At 29.6% G+C, this 16,343-nt stretch carries 16 protein-coding genes and 1 tRNA gene; 7 read left to right on the forward strand and 10 right to left on the reverse strand.

Annotated features, from left to right (window positions below):
• The first annotated feature begins 55 nt into the window (after positions 1 to 55).
• From Q0842_RS11335 to Q0842_RS11360, 6 genes are all read left to right on the forward strand, one after another.
• A complete protein-coding gene (locus tag Q0842_RS11335; protein ID WP_298498109.1) occupies positions 56 to 1,186 on the forward strand; it encodes an HlyD family efflux transporter periplasmic adaptor subunit in 1,131 nt (376 codons plus the stop codon).
• A complete protein-coding gene (locus tag Q0842_RS11340) occupies positions 1,186 to 4,383 on the forward strand; it encodes an efflux RND transporter permease subunit (RefSeq protein WP_298498111.1) in 3,198 nt (1,065 codons plus the stop codon). The genes Q0842_RS11335 and Q0842_RS11340 overlap by 1 nt, the downstream gene beginning before the upstream one ends.
• Positions 4,373 to 5,689: a TolC family protein gene (locus tag Q0842_RS11345; protein WP_298498113.1), complete on the forward strand. Its 1,317-nt coding sequence runs from the start codon at positions 4,373 to 4,375 to the stop codon at positions 5,687 to 5,689. The genes Q0842_RS11340 and Q0842_RS11345 overlap by 11 nt, the downstream gene beginning before the upstream one ends.
• A 178-nt stretch (positions 5,690 to 5,867) precedes the next feature.
• Complete coding sequence (locus Q0842_RS11350) at positions 5,868 to 6,692, forward strand: Two component regulator three Y domain protein (RefSeq protein WP_298498115.1); 825 nt, start codon at positions 5,868 to 5,870, stop codon at positions 6,690 to 6,692.
• 68 nt (positions 6,693 to 6,760) lie between these two features.
• Positions 6,761 to 6,943: a CPXCG motif-containing cysteine-rich protein gene (locus Q0842_RS11355; protein ID WP_298498116.1), complete on the forward strand. Its 183-nt coding sequence runs from the start codon at positions 6,761 to 6,763 to the stop codon at positions 6,941 to 6,943.
• 120 nt (positions 6,944 to 7,063) lie between these two features.
• Positions 7,064 to 7,136: transfer RNA gene (locus Q0842_RS11360), tRNA-Met, on the forward strand.
• Positions 7,137 to 7,627: 491 nt separating this feature from the next.
• On the opposite strand, the gene Q0842_RS11365 is transcribed toward Q0842_RS11360, so the two are convergent.
• The 8 genes from Q0842_RS11365 to Q0842_RS11400 form a co-directional block, all read right to left on the reverse strand.
• Entirely contained in the window at positions 7,628 to 8,725 is a 1,098-nt protein-coding gene (locus tag Q0842_RS11365; RefSeq protein WP_298498118.1) for a DUF6544 family protein, read from the reverse strand.
• Positions 8,726 to 8,789: 64 nt separating this feature from the next.
• Positions 8,790 to 10,010 (reverse strand): metallophosphoesterase, encoded by a 1,221-nt coding sequence (locus tag Q0842_RS11370; RefSeq protein WP_298498120.1) that lies wholly within the window; start codon positions 10,008 to 10,010, stop codon positions 8,790 to 8,792.
• A complete protein-coding gene (locus Q0842_RS11375; RefSeq protein ID WP_298498121.1) occupies positions 10,007 to 10,606 on the reverse strand; it encodes a CDP-alcohol phosphatidyltransferase family protein in 600 nt (199 codons plus the stop codon). Before Q0842_RS11375 ends, Q0842_RS11370 begins: the two co-directional genes overlap by 4 nt.
• A 29-nt stretch (positions 10,607 to 10,635) precedes the next feature.
• Positions 10,636 to 10,920, reverse strand: a complete 285-nt coding sequence (locus Q0842_RS11380; RefSeq protein ID WP_298498123.1) for a site-2 protease family protein — start codon at positions 10,918 to 10,920, stop codon at positions 10,636 to 10,638.
• Positions 10,921 to 10,927: 7 nt separating this feature from the next.
• The gene (locus Q0842_RS11385) at positions 10,928 to 11,542 is read right to left on the reverse strand and encodes a WG repeat-containing protein (RefSeq protein ID WP_298498125.1); all 615 of its coding nucleotides are present in this window, start codon (positions 11,540 to 11,542) and stop codon (positions 10,928 to 10,930) included.
• 115 nt (positions 11,543 to 11,657) lie between these two features.
• Complete coding sequence (locus Q0842_RS11390) at positions 11,658 to 12,422, reverse strand: exodeoxyribonuclease III (protein WP_298498127.1); 765 nt, start codon at positions 12,420 to 12,422, stop codon at positions 11,658 to 11,660.
• A 216-nt stretch (positions 12,423 to 12,638) separates the two neighbouring features.
• Positions 12,639 to 13,025, reverse strand: a complete 387-nt coding sequence (locus Q0842_RS11395) for a hypothetical protein (protein WP_298498129.1) — start codon at positions 13,023 to 13,025, stop codon at positions 12,639 to 12,641.
• A 143-nt stretch (positions 13,026 to 13,168) separates the two neighbouring features.
• The gene (locus Q0842_RS11400) at positions 13,169 to 13,519 is read right to left on the reverse strand and encodes a carboxymuconolactone decarboxylase family protein (RefSeq protein WP_298498131.1); all 351 of its coding nucleotides are present in this window, start codon (positions 13,517 to 13,519) and stop codon (positions 13,169 to 13,171) included.
• Positions 13,520 to 13,638: 119 nt separating this feature from the next.
• Here Q0842_RS11400 and Q0842_RS11405 point away from each other — a divergent pair, with 119 nt between their 5' ends.
• A complete protein-coding gene (locus Q0842_RS11405; RefSeq protein ID WP_298498133.1) occupies positions 13,639 to 14,028 on the forward strand; it encodes a hypothetical protein in 390 nt (129 codons plus the stop codon).
• Between the two features lie 506 nt (positions 14,029 to 14,534).
• Here the strand turns inward: Q0842_RS11405 and Q0842_RS11410 are convergent.
• On the reverse strand, positions 14,535 to 14,747 hold the full coding sequence (locus Q0842_RS11410; protein WP_298498135.1) for a hypothetical protein: 213 nt from the start codon (positions 14,745 to 14,747) through the stop codon (positions 14,535 to 14,537).
• Positions 14,748 to 15,084: 337 nt separating this feature from the next.
• A complete protein-coding gene (locus Q0842_RS11415; protein ID WP_298498137.1) occupies positions 15,085 to 16,227 on the reverse strand; it encodes a saccharopine dehydrogenase C-terminal domain-containing protein in 1,143 nt (380 codons plus the stop codon).
• Positions 16,228 to 16,343: the final 116 nt, after the last annotated feature.

The following is a 16,343-nucleotide window of genomic DNA, read 5'->3' on the forward strand; positions in this document are numbered from 1 at the left end:
GTTTAGCGTTTAAACTATAGTCTAATTTTGTGGTCATACAACCAAAATTAAAAGTATGCGTAAAATTATACTATCCGCTATTGGGATTTTATTTATAGTGTTCTCCGTTTTATTTGCTAAATCACTTATAGCCAATAAACACAAACCTAAGCCAGTTAAAGAAAAAGTTGTTAAAACGGTATTTATTGATACTGTTAAAAACAGTACTGTACAAATTGTAATTCCAGCAAATGGAAGCTTGGTTGCCAAGCGTAGAGTAGAACTTTATGCCGAAGTACAAGGTATTTTTAAACCTTCAAAAGTGCTTTTTAAACCTGGGCAAAAATATTATAAAGGTCAAAGTTTAGTACGCATTGATGCTGCAGAATATTATGCTAGTGTACAATCTGCCAAAAGTAACTTGTATAATGCCATAGCAGCTATTATGCCCGATTTACGTCTTGACTTTCCTGATGTTTTTCAAAAATGGCAAAACTACCTCAATGCTTTTGATTTAAGTAAAAAAACACCTGAATTACCTGAAATGACTTCTGATAAAGAAAACTATTTTATTACAGGTCGAAATATAGTTTCTAGTTATTATAATGTTATTAACTTAGAGCAACGTCTTGCAAAATATACTGTCTCTGCACCTTTTTCAGGAATTTTAACAGAGGCTTTAGTGACAGAGGGCTCTTTAATACGAAGTGGACAGAAATTAGGTGAGTTTATAGATACATCTGTTTATGAATTAGAGGTGGCTTTAAGCAAAAGCTACGCTAGTTTGTTAAAAGTTGGCAAAACAGTTAAGCTAACAAATTTAGATAAAACAGAAACTTATACAGGAAAAGTGTCTCGTGTTAACGGAAGTATTGATGCTACTACACAAACAATTACTACTTACATTGATGTAAAAGATGATACTTTAAAAGAAGGTATGTATTTAGAAGCAGAACTAAATGTAAAAGAAGAACATAATGTTATTGAAATAGATCGTAACCTATTATCCGAGAACAATGAAATATTTGTAGTTAGAGATAGTGTTTTATCTGTAATTCCTGCAAAACCAATTTATTTTTCTGAGACTAAAGTTGTTTTAAAAGAAGTTCCAGATGGATCAGTTATTCTTAAAAAATCAGTTCCTGGAGCTTATGCAGGTATGTTGGTTAAACCATTTAATAATACAGATAAAAAGGCAGATAAATAATGAGAAAATTAATTGCTTATTTTATTAGGTATCACGTAGCTGTAAATGTTTTTATTTTAGCATTCTTTGTGTTTGGATTTATTGGTTTGTCATCATTAAAATCCTCGTTTTTTCCGTTAACAGATTCTAAAATTATAACAGTAAGTGTTGCTTATCCAGGAGCATCTCCACAGGAAATAGAAGAAGGTGTTGTTCTAAAAATAGAAGATAATCTTAAAGGATTAAAAGGTATTGATAGAGTAACTTCTGTTTCAAGAGAAAATAGCGGAACGATAACCGTAGAAATTGAAAAAGATGAAAACATCGATTTTATGCTCTTGGAAGTTAAGAATGCAGTAGATAGGGTACCCTCTTTTCCATCAGGTATGGAACCGCTTATAGTTGCAAAGCAAGAAGCTGTAAGAGAAACAATTTCTTTCGCTTTAAGCGGAAAAAATGTTCCCCTAGCCACTTTAAAACAATTAGGAAGACAAGTTGAAAACGATTTAAGAGCGATAGATGGAATTTCCCAAATTGAAGTATCAGGTTATCCTGAAGAAGAAATAGAAATTGCTGTTAACGAAACAAGTTTATTGGCTTATAACATAAGTTTTTCTGATGTTTCTCAGGCTGTTAGCAACTCAAATATTTTAGTAACAGGAGGTAATATAAAAACCAATGCTGAAGAATATCTAATAAGAGCTAACAATCGTTCTTATTACGGTGATGAACTTTCTAATATTGTTATTAAAGCCACAAATGATGGAAAAACAGTTCGTTTAAAAGATGTTGCAACAATACGCGATCGTTTTTCTGAAACTCCTAATGCTAGTTATTTTAATGAAGAGTTGGCAGTAAATATTAGTATAACAAGTACAAATAATGAAGATTTAATATCTTCTGCAGATAAGGTTAAAGATTATATTGAATCATATAATCAAAGTCATAACAACATAAGTCTTAATGTAGTAAGAGATTTATCAATTACATTAAATCAACGTACACAATTATTGACAGAAAATGCAATTGTAGGTATGATTTTGGTACTTATATTTTTGTCATTATTTCTCAATACACGTTTAGCATTCTGGGTAGCATTTGGACTTCCAATTTCCTTCTTAGGTATGTTTATTTTTGCAGGGCAATTTGATGTAACTATAAATGTTTTATCACTTTTTGGAATGATTATCGTTATTGGTATTCTGGTTGATGATGGTATTGTTATTGCCGAGAATATATATCAGCATTACGAAAAAGGTAAAACACCTATACAATCTGCTATTGATGGTACAATGGAAGTTCTTCCTCCAGTTGTATCAGCTATAATAACAACACTTCTAGCTTTCTCTTTATTTTTATTTTTAGATAGTAGAATAGGTGAGTTTTTTAGTGAAGTAGCGGTTATTGTAATTTTAACCTTGGTTGTATCTTTAATTGAGGCTCTAATAATTTTACCTGCACATTTAGCTCATTCTAAAGCGCTTCAAAAGCCAATTAAAGATGAAAATCCATCTAAGTTGAAGCAGTTCTTCTCCAAAATGCGAGACATAAATAAAGTTGGAGATAGAATTATGGTGTTTTTAAGAGATAAAATATACAGTCCTGTTTTAGATCTTGTTTTAAAATATAAATTTCTTTCATTAGGTGTTTTTATTTCATTTTTAATACTCACTTTTGGTTCTATTGGAGGTGGTATAATTGGAGTTACTCTATTTCCATCAGTAGCTAGTGATAGAGTGTCTGTTGAATTGGATATGCCTAACGGAACAAATGAAAAAATTACAGATTCTATCATTTCTATGATAGAACAAAAATCATATTTGGTTAATAAAGAATTGTCAGATAAATATTTAAAAGGTACAGGCAAACAATTGTTTGAAAACACAATACTAAACATAACAAGTTCATCAAGTGCTAGATTAAATATAAATATGTTACCGGGCGAAGAAAGACCGGATGCCATAAACTCAAGATTAGTTGCCAATAAACTTAGAGAGGCTGTTGGTCCTGTAATAGGTACAGAGCGTTTAATTTTTGGTTCTGGAGGTAATTTTGGTGGTAGTCCTGTTTCGGTATCTTTATTAAGTAATAATATTGAAGAATTAAAGGCAGCAAAATTGGAGTTGAAAAAAGTTTTACAATCCAACCCACTATTAAAAGATGTTGAAGACAATGATCCAGCAGGAATTAAAGAAATTCGATTAGAGTTAAAAGAAAGCGCTTATTTATTAGGTTTAAATTTAAGTACAGTAATGGCGCAAGTACGAGCTGGTTTTTTTGGTACTCAAGCTCAGCGTTTTCAGCGCGGACAAGATGAAATTCGTGTTTGGGTACGTTATGATAGAACAAATAGAGAATCAATAAATAATTTAGACGATATGCGTATTGTTACACCTTCTGGTGAGCGTGTTACATTAAAAGATATTGCTAATTATACGATTGAAAGAGGTGATGTTGCTATTAATCACTTAATAGGGCAACGCGAAATTCAAGTCTCTGCAGATTTAAAAGATCCAAGTACAAGTGCAACAGATATTTTAGATGATATTAAAACGAATATAATTCCAGAAATGCAATCTAGATATCCTACTATTTCGGCTTCTTTTGAAGGGCAAAATAGAGAGGCTTCAAAACTATCAACATCACTTAGAAAGGCAGGAATACCAATTTTATTTCTTATTTATGTCACTATTGCATTTACTTTTAGAAGTTATAGTCAACCTATTTTATTAATACTATTAGTGCCATTTAGTTTAACAGCAGTAGCATGGGGACATTGGCTTTTAGGTTTTTCTGTAAATATATTATCGCTTCTGGGTATAATTGCTTTAATAGGAATTATGGTTAATGATGGGCTGGTTCTAATAGGAAAATTTAATTCGAATTTAAAAGAAGGCATGGCCTTTGATTTAGCACTTTCTGAAGCAGGGAAATCTAGATTTAGAGCTATTTTCTTAACCTCGTTAACGACTGTTGCTGGTTTGGCTCCCCTTTTACTAGAAAAAAGTAGGCAAGCACAATTTTTAAAACCTATGGCTATATCTATTTCATTCGGAATTGCTTACGCAACTATATTAACATTATTAGTATTACCACTTTTTTTAGCATTCAGTAATGGTATAAAAAAGAATGTTAAGTGGTTAGTAACAGGCAATACAATTACAAAAGAAGAAGTAGAACGCGCTATTAAAGAACAAAAAGAAGAACATGAAAATTAAATTTGTTTTTTTAAGTATATCAATATTATCACAAGTAGCATTATTTGCTCAAGAGGTAATTACCCCCGAAAAAGCAGTTTCTTTAGCTTTAGAGTATAATTATGGTATTAAATTGGCTAGTACAGATGTTGAAATAGCTAAAAATAATGCAAGCATTTTAAATTCAGGTTATTTGCCAACTTTAACTGGTAATGGAGGTGCTGTTTATAATGTAGATAATACTGAAGCTGATTTCTCTAACGGAACTTCAACAACATTAAATGGAGCCGAAAGCTCAAGGTATAATGCCTCAATAGATTTAGATTATGTTTTATTTGATGGTTTGGGGAGAGCTTATAATTATAAGCAGTTTAAAGAAAGCCAAAAGTTAACAGAATTACAAGCTCGCGAAACTATTGAAAACACTATTTTACAACTTTTTACTGTGTATTACAATGTTGCAGAACTTTATGAAAATAATAATGCGATTAATAAAACACTTTCTATTTCTAAAGATAGATTAATTCGTGCACAGTATCAATTTGATTATGGGCAGAGTACAAAATTAGAAGTCTTAAATGCAGAAGTTGATATTAATAATGATAGTATTAATTTAATGAATTCCTTACAGCAATTAAACAATTCTAAACGGGATTTAAACCTAGTTTTAGGAAACACAATAGCTGGAGATTTTGATATTAATACAGAAGTAGCTTTTAATTCACTCTATAATAAAAGTGAACTTTTAGAAAAAGCTAAAGTTAATAACGTTAATTTATTACAAATTGATAAAAGTATAGCAATTAATAGTTTAGGAGTGAAATCACAAAAGTCTGCTTATTTACCAACAATAGGCTTAACAGGGAGTTATGGTTGGAATAAAAGTAATAATAATGGTGCTTCTTTTGTTGCAGTTTCTACCAATACAGGGTTTTCAGGAGGTTTAAATTTACGTTGGAATTTGTTTGATGGTGGTAGTACAATCACTCAAGTAAAAAATGCCAAAATAAGTTTAGAGGCCAATAATATTCAAAAAGAACAATTGCAGGTCACTATAGAGCGCGATTTTAATAATGCTTGGGATGACTACCAAAATAAATTAAGTATTTATAGACTACAAGTAGAAAATATTAAAACATCAAAAAACAATTTTGATAGAACTCAAGAAAAATTTAAGCTAGGGCAAGTAAATTCAATTGAGTTTAGGCAGGCGCAACTTAATCTACTAAATGCAGAATTAAGTAAGAATAGAGCAAAGTATTTAGCGAAATTAGCAGAATTTCAACTACTACAGTTAAGTGGAGAAATTTTAAATATTAATTTTTAGTTTAAATTTCTCCATACAAAAGATTGTTTAGAAATTGATTTATCGTGTATTTGATTAGCTGTTTTTACTTTTATCGACATCAAAATGTTAAAATATAATGCGTTTCATCGATAAAAATTGTTTTTTATCAGGTTCGGGGCTATATTCGTACAAGAATTTATCCCAAATTAACCAAAATATGAAAACCCTTAAATTAACAGTAGTTTTATTCCTTGTCACAGCATACTCATTTGCTAATGTGTCATCAACTGATAAAAATGCCTTAATAGCTTTATATAATGCCACTAACGGTGCAGAATGGAATTCCTCTTGGGATTTAAATTCTACTATAGATAAATGGTACGGTGTAAAATTAGAAAACAATAAAGTTGTAGAAATTAATTTGCAGTTTAACAACTTAAATGGAGAGCTACCAGAAGAAATAGGTGATTTATCAAATTTAAAAGTTTTAAACCTAGGTTTTAATAAACTAAAAGGAAACTTGCCAACATCATTAAGTAATCTAAAAGCATTAACTGCTCTAGAATTATTTATGAATGGATTTGAAGGCAATATACCTGCTGAATTAGGTGAATTAAAAAATCTTGAATCTTTAAAGTTATATAGCAACAAGCTTACTGGCGAGATTCCAACTTCTTTAATGGGTTTAACAAATTTAAAAGAACTTTTAATTGGTAGTAATTTTTTAACTGGTCAAATTCCAACAGAGATTTATGCTTTATCTAAATTGCAAAAATTGAGTTTGATGGACAATAAAATGGATGGAGAGATTCCAGTAGAAATAGCACAATTAAAAGATTTAGAAGAGTTGCTATTGTCTACAAATCAATTTACTGGAGATTTACCAAAAGAGTTTATGAATTTAACAAAATTAAACACTATGATGGTTAGTGATAACAACTTAAACCAAGAATATATTAGTGTTTCAGGTAAAAATCCACCTACGTTAATGCATTTAGAATTACAAAATGCAACAGCAACAATGGATATAGAAAAAGAATAATATAGTTTTTTGTAAATTTAGTTAATATTAAACCATCATAATTATGATGGTTTTTTTATTTTTAAAATATGATTGAGCATTATTTTATTTGCCCTTATTGTTGGGAGAATATATCTATGTTACTAGATAACTCTGTTTATTCACAAACCTATATTGAGGATTGTGAAGTATGTTGTAATCCTATTCAAGTTACAGCTCAATTTATAAATACCGAATTAACATCTTTTCAGGCAGTTAACATTGAACAATAATATTTTCTATTTTTATCTTGTACAAACATAAAAAGGATTGTATATTTGCAGTCCGAAATAATTTGGTCGGCATTATGAACCGAAAGTTAAAAGCTAAGTAAATTATTTTTAGATTAAAATCGCGGGATAGAGCAGTAGGTAGCTCGTCGGGCTCATAACCCGAAGGTCACTGGTTCGAGTCCAGTTCCCGCTACTAAGTAAGAGTAATCAGAAATGGTTACTCTTTTTTTATGTACTTAATTTTCTTGGGGTATACTCCTGTTAGTTATTGGAGATCAAAACCTCAATATTTTCAAAGTAGCCACTTTTAAACAATTTTATAATAGCAATAACGGACCTTTTCAAGGGTTGGTGTTTGTACATTTGTTCAGAGATTCCATGACTGTACGGCTGAAATAATTGACACTAATTTTAGAAAATGTCTAAAGAGATAAGACCAAAGTAGCGCATTTGGCAAGTCTTATGGGTAATGCAAAAGGTGATATAGAGCTTATTTTAAAAGTGATTTTATCCTTATGTAGAAAATACCGCGTTTTACTAAAGTCTTTATTACTAAAGCGATGCTTAAAATGAAACCAATAAAATATTGATTAACGAGAATGGAATATCGATTGGGGCAGACCTATAAAAAAACGTAACAAAAAGGTTATTAAATTAAGCAGAAACAAGATTAATATAAAGGTTTTAGTATGTTTCTGTACAATTATAATCCATACTAATAACCTCTAGATTTAGCCAATTAAAGTCACCATCTTTTAATTTCCAAGTAATTTTGCATTGAGAGGGAATTTTTATACCATGAAATACTTTATAATCATTTATTGTAATAAGCCATTTTTCTAATTGATAATTATTATTACTACTGTAATATCGCATTGTTTCAAATGAAACAAAATCTCCTTTATTATTGAATGAAAAAACACCAGAAACCGATTGATTTTTATAAGTAAAAGTTGCTTTAGCAGAATTAGCATTTATAGTTTTCCAACTCAAATATTCATTTAAAACAGCAGAGGGAAACCAACATATTTCAGCCAAATATCTAAGCATTGCACTAGAGTTTATTTCAGGATTATCAGATTCTTTAACTACAGGAACAAGTCCGACAATTTTAATGAGCATTTCTCCTTTATTATCTTTAAACTTATCTCTACCCAATAAATTAATTAAAGGCATTGCAAAAACTTTTGTTTGCCAAACAAAAGAAGGGTTTACAGTATTAAAGTATTGCGTTGCTTTAAAAGGCATCCATTTATTATTTTGATTAGTTCGTAAGGTTCCTAATTGTTTTAATCGTACGGTTTTTACTATTGGTTTTCCTATAATACGTGAATTAATCATCCATTTCTGTACAATTTCAGGTAAATAAGCAATATCATTTTCTGAAATTACTGTAGGATTATTAGTTTTTGTATTCTGCAGTATTTGATTTGATTCCCTTTCAACCATACTATTAAATCTATATGTCGCAAAAGCAACCATACTTACTAAAAAAATAACAATATTAGGAATTGTGCCAAATCGAGCATCTTGCCAGGCTAGAATAATTAGAGTTTGAGATACTAGTACACCAACAAAACCAAGATAAAACCATTTTTTACCAGTTAGAAATTGTATTGCTACAACCATAAACATAATAAAAGTAACTAGCCATATTGAGCCTACAGGTTTTGAAACACCCACTAATTGTTTACTAATATCGGTTTCAAAAAAAGCTTTAACATAGCCAAGTAAGTGAATAAGGCCATGGATTATAACTAGTATTGTAAATACATATCTCATTTATGTTATTAAGCTTTAAGCTAAGTTATTTTATTTATATGTTACTAATTATGATGTAGGTCAGTTACATTTTAGTTTTTAATTCTAGAAATGTAATTTCTGGACGCATACCAATTCTAGCAGGAAATCCTAACCAACCTAAACCTCTATTTACATATAGAAATTGTTTGTTGTGTTTATATAAACCTGCCCAATACTTAAACTTGTATTTTATAGGACTCCATTGTAGTTTTTTATATTGAAAAGCAGCTTGCATACCATGCGTATGTCCTGCAAGTGTTAGTGTAATATCTGTCTTGTCTTTTACTTCTTCAGCCCAATGTGTTGGGTCATGAGATAATAGAATTTTAAATGGAATAGCTTTAACATTTACCAGAGCTCTGTGCAAATCTCCATATTGTTTAAATGGTGGTTTTCCCCAATTTTCTATTCCTATAATGGCTATTTTGTCGATGTTGTTTGAAATTAGATCTGCTTCATTCAATAATAGTCTAAAATCAATAGTTTTATAAAATTGTTGAATAGCTTCAAAATTTGCTTGTTTTGCTTTTGGTGTTTCCCATTGACTATAATCTCCATAATCATGATTACCTAAAATGGCATATTTACCTTTTTTAGATTTCATTTTTTTAAAAATTTTATCCCAGCCACGTAATTCCCAGGCATAATTGTTTACCAAATCTCCAGTTATAAAAATATAATCTGGTTTTAAGGCGTTAATTTTTTCAATTGCTAATTCTAATTTTTTATATCTATAATTAAAACTTCCTATGTGTAAATCTGATATTTGGACAATCTTTAATCCATCAAAAGATTTTGGTAATAGTTTAGATCTAATTATATGATGGTGAATTTTAAATCGATATTTAGCTTTTAAAATACCATATAGGATAACAAAAAACGGAAGGAATCCTGAAAATAGTCCAGCAATAGGTACTATGATAAGTGATTTACTATCTGATAAAATAAAATTTGTAAAGTACAAAATAGAGATAATAATAACGAAAATGAGTTTAGGTATAAACGATAAAATTGCAAGACCATAAAATCTTGAAATAAGAAGATGTTTTCTTATAGGACTTATATCATCTAAAGTAACTTTAAGCACCAAAATGGATGTAATTAAACCAAAAGTAAATACCCAAAACAAAACATGAATGCTAACACTTAGAAATATTGAATCTATGAGTTGTGTAATAGATTGTAGCCAATAATAAGCCATAATGTCTACAATTAAAATAGCAAAACACAATAAGATAATTGTAAAAAGGGATAAGGATTTCATGTTTTTGTATTATTGTTTTTTAGTCTTCTTTTATCTCTAAAAACCCAATAAATACCTTTAACATCAGAGGTCCAATTATCATACATAAAGATTAGTGCAATCTCTTCAAAAGTTTCAAGTAAGCCAATGCATATCATAATATAAAAAAGAGTGTGTTCAGGATAATAGAACAGTGAAAAAAGTATAAATAAACTTTGCATAACAGCAGATAATTTTGCTAAATACGTGTGGAATGCTGTTGCCTTTCCATATTTAATATAAGCAATAAGCATTTGTATAATGTAGGGTATAAAGGCAATGCCAATTAAAACAAGATTTGTTTTAATAAAATGGGTTTCAAAAGCATACAAACCAACTAAACCAACTATTAAAGTAATTTGGTCTCCAAAAGAATCTAGTTGCGAACCTCTTGGACTGGTAATTTTTAATTTTCTTGCCAAAAACCCATCAATAGCATCAGTAGAATAGCTAATTAATAACAACCATGAAAATATTAGCCTAAAATCTAGCCAAATAAAGAGCAATAAGAAAGGTGACGCAAAAATGCGATAAAAAGAAAACCAATCTGCAATATTATAATTTTTAAATGTAAGCATGTAGCTTTATTTTTTTCCATTTAATGTTTTTAACTTATTGTCAATTTCATAAAACTCGCCATACCGCCAATGGGTAGTAAAGTCGTTTTTTCTGTTTGAATATTAAATCGTTTTGCCATTAGTACATGACCTAATTCATGTAGCACTACACATAAAAATACAGCAAATATAAATGTGATCCCAAATAAAATACTTGCTGTGTTACTTCCGCGTTTAAGTTCATAAAATACAATCCAAGCCAAGAGTAGAAAAAACGTCCAATGGACTATAATCCTAGTTCCAGAAACTCTTCCTAAACTTAAATTTGCTTTCATTTTAGGCTTATTCTTTAGTGTTAATAATGTTCCATGAGTTTCTCTTGTTTTTAACTGCGTAAAGGTTTTTAGTAATTTGTTTTGAAGTTATTGGAGGAACTGCTCTTAAAAAGTCTTTATCCAAAACAATATTTACACCATCTTGAGTGAGGTAATGCGTTGTCTTTCCATGTGTATCAATAAGAACTTCAAAATAACGGTAATTGACTACGTCTTTCTCTAAAGCCGTGTTTTTGGCAATAATTTCTTTGTCTAATTCTAAAGCAATTGCAGTTCCTTCATTAAAGTTACTGCTATTTAAAAATTGTGGTTCAATAATAGTTTTTCCAGATTTATCAATAAACCCGAAATATGAAACACCTGCTTTAATAGCAGTTATTTTGCATCTATTATTATAAAATATTGGATATTCACCATCTTTATTTTTTGTGGTTTTTAAATCGGTTCTAAAATCTATAATTAGGTTTCCTTTATTATCTATGAATGCCCATTTTTTGTCTTTTTTAATGGCTGCAAGATCATCGTGAAATGGTGAGATATAATCTAGATTATCAATAGATTGTGCAATTGTGAAAATTGGAATTATAATGAAGGTTAGAAATAAGATTGTTGCCTTTTTCATGATCTGATTATTTTGAAATTAATATATTCCAAATTAGTGTTCAACTTATTAATACGAAATGATATAGGTCAGACTAAAGCATTTTTTATAAGAAATCTGACTTTTAAAATGAATTTTATATGGCGAGTTTCAAAATAATAGGGCAGTGGTCCGATCCATAATATTGTGATAATATATCTGCGGACTGTATAGTTTTAAACATAGATTTACTAATTAAAAAATAGTCTATTCGCCAACCTGTATTTCTTTCTCTAGCTTTAAAACGATAACTCCAATATGTATAGGCTACTTTTTTAGGGTTTAAATGTCTAAATGAATCTACAAATCCTTCGTTTATTATATTAGTCATTCCATTAATTTCAACCTGTGTATAACCAGCTGTTTTGTTGTAATTAGCTTTGTTATTTTTAAGGTCTATGGACTGATGTGCTACATTGAAATCGCCAGCAATAATTACAGGTTTTACTTTTTCTAATGTTTTTATGTAGTTAAGAAAATCGGTATCCCAATTCTCTCTATAGTTAAGTCTTTCTAATTGTTGTCCAGAATTAGGAACATAAACATTAACTAGATAAAAATTAAGGTATTCGGCACAAATAATTCTTCCTTCATTATTATGTTTTTTAACACCCATACCATTGGTAATTGTTATAGGTTTTGTTTTAGAAAGTATAGCGGTACCTGAATACCCTTTTTTAGTTGCCGAATTAATGTATAACTTGTAATTAGATAATGGTGATAAGGCTTTTAATACATCGTTAACTTGTGCTTTTGTTTCTTGCAAACAAAGGATGTCTGGTTTTATTGTATTAATGTTTGAAAAAAAATCTTTTTTTACAATAGCTCTTAATCCATTTACATTCCATGAAATAATAGTCATATTAACTGCGCTATATTAAATGTTTTTATTGCCTTTTTTGCTTCTTTATTTGTGAGTGTTTTGAACTTAAAATAGATTTTTTTCTCCAAAGCTCATAAAAAGGATTCTTGTGATAAAAGCCTTTCTGAGTAAGAATTTTATTCCGGGTTTTTATGTTTTTATTTTGTTAAGCTTTTTAAAACTAAAGGATTTAAATTCTATTAAAAATTTATTTTACTACATATACTTAGAAAGAAAACGAGAAAATTCCTTTTTTAAGTTATCGTAAATATGTCTTTGTGTTTCCATTTTGCTTCTAAATTCAATATGTTTTTCAACAAATGAACGGTTTAACACATCTTCACCTTTTTTGAAGTGAGCACTCATATTAACTTCGTGCATAGTAATATCTGCCTGTAATTTATCAATAAAGTTTCCATGCAGCGTAAATTGGTTTTGATAATGATCTAATTGAGCCAGAATTTTATTATCTGTCCATCGTGTTACCAATTCGCTTAACCTATTGTTAAAAGATTTAAGTTCGTCTTCCCAAAAGGCAAGTTCTCTTTGCCACAACTTATGCTCAAAATGTAAATCTGAATTATTAATGACTTGTGTTTCCATGATATGTTTTATTAAGTGATTTTCATTAAGGTGATTTGAATAGCACTTTATTTTTCTTTCGTTTTACTAAATATACTTTCTAAATCGTGTTTATCTGCGACTTCTTTTTTTAATGAAAGTTGTGCCAATTCTTATTAAACTAATTACTGTTCTAAAACAACAAATTGTTCTAATGCTTCCATGGCTTGACAACCATAAACAACAGCAGGACCACCTCCCATAAGAATAGCTACACTTATGGTTTCCATAATTTCTTCAGAGCTAGCTCCTGCTAAAAGAGCATCGTGTACATGAAATGCAATACAACCATCGCAACGAACTGTAATAGCGATACCAAGTGCAATAAGTTCTTTTGTTTTTGTAGGTAATGCACCTTCTTTAATACTTGCTTTATGAAGGTCATTAAAACCTATCATAGTCTCTGGGATTTTAGTTCCCAATTCATCCATTAACTTGGTGAGATTGTTGTAATTTTTAGAATAATCTTTTATCATGACTTAAATTTTTATGGCTTTAAACAAAGCTATTTTAAAATAATAAGTCTTAAAATGACGCAGGTCATTTTGGTTATTTTGCAGCTTTCTTTTATTTGTTGTAATTAAATATTACTGTAATGAAAAATAAAAAATATTATCTCATATTATTGCTTATAGCTAGTGCGCTAACTATAAAAAGTTGTGGTCCTGTAGTTATATCCTCTAGACCTGAAACACCACCGCCATCTTGGTTTTATCCAAACAGAGTTGAGGCAGTTAGATATGTGTATTTTCCAGAACATATGATTTATTACGATTTGTTGTTGAGAAATTACCTTTATCTAAACAATAATATTTGGATTAGGGTGAATGTATTGCCACCACGTTATAATGCTATTAATTTAAATCGAAGCAGGTTTGTTCGTGTTAAAACCTATCGAGGCGATAATATTAGCAGATATCATAAGGAGAATAACACAACTCGCCGTCGCTCAACTACAAGTAATACAAACAGTAGAAGGAATTAATAAATTAAAAATAATAGTATCATTAGTTTAATAAAGATTATACTAATCATATTCAATATTTCGGAATGTAATAGTCAAGTAAAAAACACTATAAAGGACAAGATGATTAATGTTTTATGCACTATGAACTAGATTTTAATAATACCAGTAGGTGTTTCTACTAAAATTGTTAAATCTCCTCGTAAAGCAATGGGCTGTTTCATAATTTCAGGATTGTTACGTATCATTTTTATCCAATCATCAGAAGAAAAATCATAATGCTTAAAACGCGATTTATATGCAGGATGCTTTTGGTTAACTAAATCTTTTTATTTCTATTTGTAATCTATCTGCCATTTCTGCAATTTGGGTGACAGTTAACTTGGTTTTTAATATATCTAATTCCAGAATGGGCAAACCTTCGGCTTTAGCATATGCTATTGTTTGTTTTGCTTTAATAGATTTAGAGCTTTAAAACAAGGTGATTTGCCGGTTTGATGTCGCTATTTTTCCCATAAATATTTCAATTATTTATTTTTTTTTATTTCTAAATATTTTTTCAAAATTTGTTTTAAGCTTTCTAAATAGTCTTTCATTATTTCTTTGTCTATATGCGGATGATTTAATGATGGAATAGTTAATGGATTTTCATCGAGCGTTCGATAGAGCTCAGGATAATTAGTTTCAATATTATAGGTGAGCTGAGTGATTTCTGTTAATAGATTTTTTAAAGTATTCATTATTATGAGATTTTATATTATTCATAGCATATTGCAGTATCTATTAAATTAAAGGTATTCACCTAGACAGAAAACTAAATTAATATGAATAGAATCCTACTAGCAATTTCTATACAACTAAAATGATAACTAAAAAACAGGTTAATAGTTTTGTATAATGTTATGTTTTAAGTTCGTTTAAAAGAAGAAAATTAATTTGAAGATTGTAATTAAGCAATGATTTGGGTCAGTTTGAATATTACAAAAAAGAATATTGGTAAAAGATACGAACATGCGTTTTTAAAAAGAAGTAAGATGTCTTAAACTTTCATAAGAATAAAATAAGAACTAAACATTATTATACATTTCCGTAAACAGGAACAATAAAGGTACCGTTTAAAAACCTTTTAGTATCAATTTCACTTTGAAAAACAACCCCTTTAAAAGAAGATTCTAGAAGTAGTTTTGCAGATTGTATTAATGGTACTGCCGTAGTTGTTTGTATGGCACGTAATTGATATTTGCCTATTTTTTGTGGTAAAATATGCTTTGATACCTCTCGTCTTCTTAATATTCCTTGGCTATCTTTACCTTGTACAGCTGCATATAGTATAATTTGGTCTTCTTCTATATGTGGAATTTGTTTTTCCATAATTTGTTGCAAGGCATCAATAGGGTTATTAACAATGCCTAGTTTTTTAATTTGCTCTTTTACCCAAGCATAGTGTCCTGGGTGTCTTAAAGTTTTATAATCAAGAGTATTTACTTTTCCTGCTAAAGCATCTGGTAAGTTGGCTGCTCCTCCAGATGTTAAATCTTCTTCATACGAAATTCCATCAATTATTATTGTATTTCGCTCTGATAAGGAAGGACGTTTTGTTTTCTTGAAATTACGTATAACTTCCGCTTCTTTTATATATTCTGTAGCAACACCAACAGGGCTCCAAGTAAACCCATAGTAATGAGGTGCAGTTGCATTTTTAGTAAGTGCGCCAACTTTAAATTCTAAATTATCAACTTTATTTACTTTGAAATCATTACAAAATTCTCTAAAAATATGATTGGCTAATACATCAATATAGCCTGGGGCAAGACCAGATTGTAGTACAAAACCTGTTGTTGCATTGTTTGCTAATTTTATGATTTGTTGAGTTTCTGCAATATATTCAGTCAAATTTGCATAATGCATATTATACTCTTTGGCGTAATATGCCATTTTGGGAGCTAGGGTACCAGGTAGGCAATCTAGGATAATTTCTCCTTGCTTAAAAACCACTTTCATTTCATTAGTAAGACCTTCTCCAGAAAGATGAAACGCTTTTATATTACAAGGCTTGGTAATACCATTTTTAATCCATGCTACAAGTTTTTGTGCTTTATGTAGTGTTCTATTACCTATAAATATTGTTGGTGTAACTTCACTCCATTCTGCCAGTATGAGAGCTACAGCTTTAGCAATGCCACCTGCCCCTGCAATTATAATAGTATGGTGTTTTTTCATAATCTTAAAGTTAAATAAAATTACTTGGTAACTAAAGATACCTCTAATAATTTAGAGTATTTTATTAAGTATACAAAAAAGAGTGTGCGTTAAAAGTTCCTTAAGTAAAGTTAGTT

The sequence above is a fragment of the uncultured Algibacter sp. genome (assembly GCF_947495675.1).
Classification (GTDB): Bacteria; Bacteroidota; Bacteroidia; order Flavobacteriales; family Flavobacteriaceae; genus Algibacter_B.

Coding starts and splice junctions, on each gene's coding strand:
- Q0842_RS11335 (WP_298498109.1), top strand. CDS start 56: ATGCGTAAAATTATACTATCCGCTATTGGGATTTTATTTATAGTGTTC.
- Q0842_RS11340 (WP_298498111.1), top strand. CDS start 1,186: ATGAGAAAATTAATTGCTTATTTTATTAGGTATCACGTAGCTGTAAAT.
- Q0842_RS11345 (WP_298498113.1), top strand. CDS start 4,373: ATGAAAATTAAATTTGTTTTTTTAAGTATATCAATATTATCACAAGTA.
- Q0842_RS11350 (WP_298498115.1), top strand. CDS start 5,868: ATGAAAACCCTTAAATTAACAGTAGTTTTATTCCTTGTCACAGCATAC.
- Q0842_RS11355 (WP_298498116.1), top strand. CDS start 6,761: ATGATTGAGCATTATTTTATTTGCCCTTATTGTTGGGAGAATATATCT.
- Q0842_RS11365 (WP_298498118.1), bottom strand. CDS start 8,725: ATGAGATATGTATTTACAATACTAGTTATAATCCATGGCCTTATTCAC.
- Q0842_RS11370 (WP_298498120.1), bottom strand. CDS start 10,010: ATGAAATCCTTATCCCTTTTTACAATTATCTTATTGTGTTTTGCTATT.
- Q0842_RS11375 (WP_298498121.1), bottom strand. CDS start 10,606: ATGCTTACATTTAAAAATTATAATATTGCAGATTGGTTTTCTTTTTAT.
- Q0842_RS11380 (WP_298498123.1), bottom strand. CDS start 10,920: ATGAAAGCAAATTTAAGTTTAGGAAGAGTTTCTGGAACTAGGATTATA.
- Q0842_RS11385 (WP_298498125.1), bottom strand. CDS start 11,542: ATGAAAAAGGCAACAATCTTATTTCTAACCTTCATTATAATTCCAATT.
- Q0842_RS11390 (WP_298498127.1), bottom strand. CDS start 12,422: ATGACTATTATTTCATGGAATGTAAATGGATTAAGAGCTATTGTAAAA.
- Q0842_RS11395 (WP_298498129.1), bottom strand. CDS start 13,025: ATGGAAACACAAGTCATTAATAATTCAGATTTACATTTTGAGCATAAG.
- Q0842_RS11400 (WP_298498131.1), bottom strand. CDS start 13,519: ATGATAAAAGATTATTCTAAAAATTACAACAATCTCACCAAGTTAATG.
- Q0842_RS11405 (WP_298498133.1), top strand. CDS start 13,639: ATGAAAAATAAAAAATATTATCTCATATTATTGCTTATAGCTAGTGCG.
- Q0842_RS11410 (WP_298498135.1), bottom strand. CDS start 14,747: ATGAATACTTTAAAAAATCTATTAACAGAAATCACTCAGCTCACCTAT.
- Q0842_RS11415 (WP_298498137.1), bottom strand. CDS start 16,227: ATGAAAAAACACCATACTATTATAATTGCAGGGGCAGGTGGCATTGCT.